The organism is Roseateles sp. P5_E11 (assembly GCF_054049355.1).
The window spans coordinates 1-7,027 of the sequence record NZ_JBFUMO010000298.1; the positions used below are offsets into that span (position 1 = coordinate 1).

The window sequence follows — 7,027 nt, forward strand, 5'->3', positions numbered from 1 at the left end:
GGGTGACAGTCGACGGACTTTAGGGTTTATGAGTCAAGTCGGGAGATCTCGTTTACTCGCTCTTTTGGTGCGCGGCGTGATTTACGACGCAGGCGGGCTGCGCGTGACAGGCGTAAAAAAGCCGCGGCTCCTTGCGGAAGCCGCGGCTCTGACCGGTTTGGTGCTCGCTTACTTGAACAGGTCCTTGACCCGATCCGTCCAGCTCTTGGCGTTGGGCGAGTGGCGCTCGCCCCCTTTCTTCAGCGACTCATCGAGCTCCTTGAGCAGCTTCTTCTGATGCTCGGTCAGCTTGACCGGCGTCTCGATGGCGATGTGGCAGTACAGGTCGCCCGGATAGCTCGAACGCACGCCCTTGATACCCTTGCCACGCAGCCGGAAGGTCTTGCCGTGCTGGGTGCCTTCGGGCAGTTCGATCTCCGCCTTGCCGCCGAGCGTGGGGACTTCGATGTTGCCGCCCAGGGCGGCGGTGATCATGGACACCGGCATCGTGCAATGCAGGTCATCGCCATCGCGCTCGAAGATCTCGTGCTGCTTGATGCGGATCTCGATGTAGAGGTCGCCGCTGGGGCCGCCATTCACGCCCGGCTCGCCATTGCCCGCCGAGCGGATGCGCATGCCCTCGTTGATGCCGGCTGGGATCTTCACTTCCAGCGTCTTCTGCTTCTTGACCTTGCCCTGGCCGTTGCAGGTGGTGCAGGGGTCGGGAATGATCTTGCCGCTGCCGTGGCAGTGCGGGCAGGTCTGCTGGATGCTGAAGAAGCCTTGGCGCATGTGCACCGTGCCCGAGCCCTGACATGACCCGCAGGTCTTGGCGCTGGTGCCAGGCTTGGCGCCGGTGCCGCCACAGGTCTCGCAGCCTTCCCAACTGGGAATGCGGATCTGCGTTTCCTTGCCGCGGGCGGCTTCCTCGAGCGTGATCTCCATCGCGTAGCTGAGGTCACTGCCGCGGTAGACCTGCTGGCCGCCGCCCGCACCACGGCGCTGGCCGCCTTGGCCGCCAAAGATGTCGCCAAAGATGTCGCCGAAGGCCTCGGCAAAGCCGCCAAAGCCTTCCGCGCCCGGGCCGCCGCGGCCGGCGCCCATGTTGGGGTCGACGCCGGCATGGCCGTACTGGTCATAGGCCGCGCGCTTTTGCGCGTCGGACAGCATCTCGTAGGCCTCCTTGGCCTCCTTGAAGCTTTCCTCGGACTTCTTCGCCCCGTCGCCCTGGTTGCGGTCGGGGTGGTGCTTCATGGCCAGCTTGCGGTAGGCCTTCTTGATGTCTTCCTCGGTCGCGTTTTTGGCGACGCCGAGGATTTCGTAGTAATCGCGCTTGGACGCCATCGTCTTCTTTCAAGGGCAAAGGCCCGGGCACGCTTGTCGCGGTCCCGGGCCAGGGGTCATGCGGGACTTACTTGCTGTCCTTGACTTCCTTGAACTCGGCGTCCACGACGTTGTCGTCGGCCGGGCGCTTGGCTTCACCTTGCGGTGCGGCCTGGGGCTGTTCAGCACCACCGGCGCCTGTGGCCGCTGCCGCAGCGGCCTGCGCGCCTTGTTGGTCAGCGTAGATCTTTTCGCCCAGCTTCTGGCTGGCCGTCATCAGCTTCTCGGTCTTGGCCTCGATGTCGGCCTGGTCGTCGCCCTTGATGGCTTCTTCCAGGTCCTTCGCCGCGGCTTCGATCGCTTCCTTCTCGGCCGCTTCGAGCTTGTCGCCATGCTCGGTGACCGACTTGCGCACGCTGTGCACCATGCCGTCGGCCTGGTTGCGGGCCTGCACGAGTTCGACCTTCTTCTTGTCCTCGGCCGCGTTGGCTTCGGCATCCTTCACCATCTTCTCGATCTCGGCCTCGCTCAGGCCCGAGTTCGCCTTGATGGTGATCTTGTTTTCCTTGCCGGTGCCCTTGTCCTTGGCGCCGACGTGCAGGATGCCGTTGGCGTCGATGTCGAAGCTGACCTCGATCTGCGGCGTGCCGCGCGGCGACGGCGGGATGCCTTCCAGGTTGAACTCGCCCAGGCTCTTGTTGCCTTGCGCCAGTTCACGCTCGCCCTGGTAGACCTTGATGGTCACGGCTGGCTGGTTGTCGTCGGCGGTGGAGAAGGTCTGCGCGAACTTGGTCGGGATGGTCGTGTTCTTCTTGATCATCTTCGTCATCACGCCGCCCAGGGTCTCGATGCCCAGGCTAAGCGGGGTGACGTCCAGCAGCAGCACGTCCTTGCGCTCGCCGCCCAGGACCTGGCCCTGGATGGCGGCACCGACGGCCACGGCCTCGTCGGGGTTCACGTCACGGCGCGGTTCCTTGCCGAAGAACTCCTTGACCTTGTCCYGCACCTTGGGCATGCGGGTCATGCCGCCGACGAGGATGACGTCGTCGATGTCGGTCAGCGCAACGCCAGCGTCCTTCACCGCGGTGCGGCAAGGCGCAATCGTGCGTTCGATCAGCTCGTCCACCAGCGACTCCAGCTTGGCGCGGGTCAGCTTGACGTTCAGGTGCTTCGGACCGGTCGCATCTGCCGTGATGTAGGGCAGGTTGACGTCGGTCTGCGACGAGTTGGACAGCTCGATCTTGGCCTTCTCGGCGGCTTCCTTCAGGCGCTGCAGGGCCAGCACGTCCTTGGTCAGGTCGACGCCTTGTTCCTTCTTGAACTCGGTGACGATGAAATCGATGATGCGCTGGTCGAAGTCCTCGCCGCCCAGGAAGGTGTCGCCGTTGGTCGACAGCACTTCGAACTGCATCTCGCCATCGACGTCGGCGATCTCGATGATGGACACGTCGAAGGTGCCGCCGCCGAGGTCATAGACGGCGATCTTGCGGTCGCCCTTGCCGTGCTTGTCCAGGCCGAAGGCCAGGGCCGCGGCGGTGGGCTCGTTGATGATGCGCTTGACGTCCAGGCCGGCGATGCGGCCGGCGTCCTTGGTGGCTTGGCGCTGGGCGTCATTGAAGTAGGCCGGCACCGTGATGACGGCTTCGGTCACTTCCTCGCCGAGGTAGTCCTCGGCCGTCTTCTTCATCTTGCGCAGCACTTCGGCCGAGACCTGGGGAGGCGCGAACTTCTTGCCGCGCACTTCCACCCAGGCGTCGCCGTTGTCGGCGGCGGCGATGGTGTAGGGCATCAGGTCGATGTCCTTCTGCACTTCCTTCTCGGCGAACTTGCGGCCGATCAGGCGCTTGACGGCATACAGCGTGTTCTTCGGGTTGGTGACCGACTGACGCTTGGCGGAGGCGCCGACGAGGATCTCGCCGTCTTCCTGGTAGGCAATGATGGACGGCGTGGTGCGGGCGCCTTCGGCGTTCTCGATGACGCGCGTGGTGTTGCCTTCCATGACGGCCACGCACGAATTCGTGGTGCCCAGGTCAATGCCGATGATCTTTCCCATTTGGAACTCCTGAAGATTTGTTGGATGTATTCGATTTGTGGATAACTCGCCGTCCTTCAAGGGCGGCAGGCTGTGAATTAGTGGGGACAGAGCATGTCGCTTCGCGCCAAGGTCTGTCCCCAGGTCCTTAGCGAGGCGCCGACACGGTCACCAAGGCCGGCCGCAGCACGCGGTCGGCGATCAGGAAGCCCTTCTGCAGCACCGCGACGACCGTGTTGGCGTCCTGGGTCGGTGCCGGCACTACGGAGATAGCCTGGTGCTGGTGCGGGTCGAACTTGGCGCCTTGGCCGGGGTTGATCTCCACGACCTTGTTGCGCTCCAGCGCGCTGGACAGCTGGCGTCGCGTGGCGTGCACGCCTTCCAGCACCGTGTCGACGCTGGCGCTGGGCGTGGCGATGGCCGCCTCCAGGCTGTCCATCACCGGCAGCATGGCCTCGGCGAAGGCTTCGACGGCGAACTTGCGGGCCTTGGCCACGTCCTCATCCGCGCGGCGGCGGGCGTTCTCGGTCTCGGCCTTGGCACGCAGATAAGCGTCGCTCATTTCGGCGAGGCGCCCTTCCAGCTCGGCAATCTTGATTTCGGGGTTCAGCTCGGCGGCCGTGGGCTCGGCGGCGCCGGCTGCGTCTTCGGGCAGGGGGTTTTCGGTCGTCATGGCAGAAAAGGAGGGGATCGCGTCGACATGGGGCGCGATGCCCTGGTTTCAAGAGGGGAGATTCAAAACGGATTATCCGGGTCAACCCGGATCTTCATCATCCAGCGAGACAGACCATCGGTCCCAGTCTGCCAAGCGGCGCCGGTCCTGCTTTGTCGGACGACCTTGCATGATCGTGTCGGCCGGTTCCGGCGCCAGGCGGCGCGCCTCGGCGGCCGCCTCCCGGGCGGTGATGCTGGCCTGGGTTTCGGCGTACAGGGCCTGGGCTTGCGGCGCCGGGCCACGCAGGTTGGACAGGCCCAGGACTTCGACCCCGCGGCTCAGCGTGCCGATGCGGATGCTGAGCAGGTCGCCGACCTTCACGTCGCGCGCCGGCTTGACCGGCTGGCCGCCCACGCGCACGCGGCCGAGATTGATCTCGTCGACGGCAAGGGCGCGGGTCTTGTAGAAGCGCGCGGCCCAGAGCCATTTGTCCAGGCGCATCGAAGTCGGGGAATCGGGCACGGGCGAAAAAGGTCCTCAGGTTTAGGGATGATTGTCGCCAAGCCCGCCGGTAGCGTTGCGCAGCCCGATAGGGGCGCTGCTTGGGGGGAGGTTCGCAATGAAAAAGCGTGCGTGGGTGGGCCGTGCAACGGCGGTGGCGGCGATGCTGGCCTGCGGGGCGGCGACGGCGGATGTGATCGTGACGGGGGCCTACCGCGTCTACCCGACTTTCACGGCGCCCGGACCGGGCGATACCAACCTGGGCGGCAACACGCTGGGGCTGGGCGGCAACGGCACGGCGCAGCTGCTCGTCAATGGTGGCTCGCGCCTGAGTGCAGCCTCGGTGCGCTTCGCCGACGGCGGCACGGGCATCGCGACGGGCCTGGTCACTGGCGCCGGCTCGGTGCTGACGATCAATGGCAACGGCAGCACCAACCGGCTGGAGCTCGGCGCCTGGGGCCAGGGGTCGCTGACCATCGCCGACGGCGCCACGCTGGACGCGCGCGCCGACAGCGCCCAATGCCTGCTGGGCCCGCAGTGGTGCCACAACTTCATCGGCAATGCCGCCGGCAGCGACGCGACGCTGACCGTCACCGGCGCTGGCTCCAGCGCGAGCTTCCTGCGCGCCTTCGTCGTCGGCGGGCTGGCAGTGTTCCGCCCGCCGATCGAAACCTTCACCTTCGGCACGCCGGGTGGCATCACGCGCGGACGCGTCGAGGTGCTGGCGGGCGGCCTGCTGACGACCGACGGCGGCTCGATCGGCGTCGCGCCGGGCGGCTCCAGCCCACTGGGGAGCGAGCGCAGCTTTGCCTCGGTCGTCGTCGACGGCGTCGGCTCGATATGGCGAGTGACCGGCCCGACGCTGGGCAACGGGTCTGCCTTCATCAACCTCGCCGAGCACGCCAATGCCTGGGGCACGCTGGACGTGACCGGCGGCGGGCAGGTGCAGATCCAGGGCCGCGCCGGCATCTACAACGGCATCAACGTGGGCTCGACCGGCGGGCGGGGCGACATGCGCGTGGCCGGCGCCGGCTCGGCCGTCGTCTATAGCGGTGACGCTGGCTATCTGCAGGTGGGGCGCAACAACGCCACCGGCCTGCTGCAGTTGCAGGACGGCGGCCAGGTGAGCGGCCTGTTCTACGTGGCCATCGGCCGGGACGGCGGGCATGGCGAGCTGCAGGTAGACGGCGCGGGCTCGCAGCTGCGCATCGACGGCCTGGGCTCGGCCGCCGCCAACGGCGTCCTGACCGGCCCGGTGCTGGATGTCGGGCGCAATGGCACGGGGCGGGTCACGGTCAGCAACGGCGGCCGCATCGATCTCGTCGCCACCACGGCCCAGCCCTCGGGCACGGCGCTCAACCTCGGTCGTGAGGCGGCTTCGTCCGGCACGCTGAACATCAGCGGCGCCGGCTCCGTCGTCTCCATCTCGGCCGCTTCGGTGCTGCCGGGGGGAGGCGCCGGCGAGGCCTTCAATCCCATCATGCGCGTGGGCCGCGACGGCTCAGGCTTCCTGAACATCAGCGCGGGCGGCCAGCTGATCCTGGACGGCCAGGCGGTGTCCACCGCGACCAACTCGCGCAGCACCAGCCTCTACATAGGCGGCACCAGCGACACCCAGCCCGGTGGCCGTGGCGTGGCCGTGGTGACCGGCGCGGGCTCCGAAATACGCCTGATCGGTACCGACAGCTATATCGGCGTCGGCCACGGCCCTCAGAGCTTCGGCCAGCTGACGGTGGCGGACAACGCGCTGGTCAGCGCCATCGGCATGAACGTGGGCCGCTCCGGCGGCGTGGGCGTGCTCAGCGTGGACCATGCCAGACTGAGCTTCAGCGGCCAGCAGACCGGCAGCACCTTGTCGGGCGCTTTCCTGTCCATCGGCCGCTCTGATGGCACGGGCGTGGCGACGATCACCAACGGCAGCCACGTGACGCTGGTCAACGCGGGCAGCGCGGGGGCGTCGCTCAACCTCGGCGGCACCAGCGTGGGCCCGGGCGGCGACGGCACTCTGACGCTGGCGGGCGCTTCCAGCATCAGCATCCAGGCCGCACCGGGCCAGGGCGCGATGACCATCGGGCGCGAAGGCACCGGGCTGATGCGCGTCAAGGGCGGCAGCAGCGTGGACGTGGCCGGGGGCGGCATCTTCGTCGGCCGCCTCGGCGGGTCGGACGGCACGCTGCTGATCAGCGAGGGCTCCAGCGTCAGCGCTAACTGGATCGGCGTCGGCCGCAACCGGACCGCCGGCGGCTCGGTGGATGGCGGCACGGGCACGTTGGTGGTCAACAACAGCACGCTGACCGCGAACACCATCGTCATCGGCACCAACGGCTTCCTCGGCGGCAACGGCACCATCATCGGCGCGGTGACCAACTACGGCATCTTTAGCCCGGGCAACTCGCCTGGCCAGATGCGCATCGACGGCAGTTTCACGGCCGCGGCCGGCAGCCGCCTCATCATGGAGGTGCAGRCTGACGGCAGTGGTGGCTGGCGCACCGACAGCGTCGTGTTCGGCAATGGCACGGCCCTCGACCTGAGCCATC

The 7,027-nt window shown here is 67.3% G+C and carries 5 protein-coding genes; 1 reads left to right on the forward strand and 4 read right to left on the reverse strand.

Features of this window, described 5'->3' with window-relative positions:
- Positions 1–168 precede the first annotated feature (168 nt).
- The 4 genes from dnaJ to ACXJKR_RS19800 form a co-directional block, all read right to left on the reverse strand.
- Positions 169–1,323, reverse strand: a complete 1,155-nt coding sequence (gene dnaJ / locus ACXJKR_RS19785; RefSeq protein WP_056198076.1) for a molecular chaperone DnaJ — start codon at positions 1,321–1,323, stop codon at positions 169–171.
- Positions 1,324–1,390: 67 nt separating this feature from the next.
- On the reverse strand, positions 1,391–3,355 hold the full coding sequence (gene dnaK / locus ACXJKR_RS19790; RefSeq protein WP_457324268.1) for a molecular chaperone DnaK: 1,965 nt from the start codon (positions 3,353–3,355) through the stop codon (positions 1,391–1,393).
- A 127-nt stretch (positions 3,356–3,482) separates the two neighbouring features.
- Positions 3,483–4,007, reverse strand: coding sequence for a nucleotide exchange factor GrpE (gene grpE, locus ACXJKR_RS19795; protein WP_056198072.1), 525 nt, complete (start codon positions 4,005–4,007; stop codon positions 3,483–3,485).
- 81 nt (positions 4,008–4,088) lie between these two features.
- Positions 4,089–4,490 carry an RNA-binding S4 domain-containing protein gene (locus ACXJKR_RS19800; RefSeq protein WP_457324270.1) on the reverse strand — a complete coding sequence of 134 codons (402 nt, stop codon included), beginning with the start codon at positions 4,488–4,490 and terminating at the stop codon, positions 4,089–4,091.
- A 118-nt stretch (positions 4,491–4,608) separates the two neighbouring features.
- On the opposite strand from ACXJKR_RS19800, the gene ACXJKR_RS19805 reads away from it, so the two are divergent.
- Positions 4,609–7,027, forward strand: a 2,419-nt coding sequence (locus ACXJKR_RS19805; protein ID WP_457324269.1) for a beta strand repeat-containing protein, incomplete at its 3' end; no start/stop codon positions are given.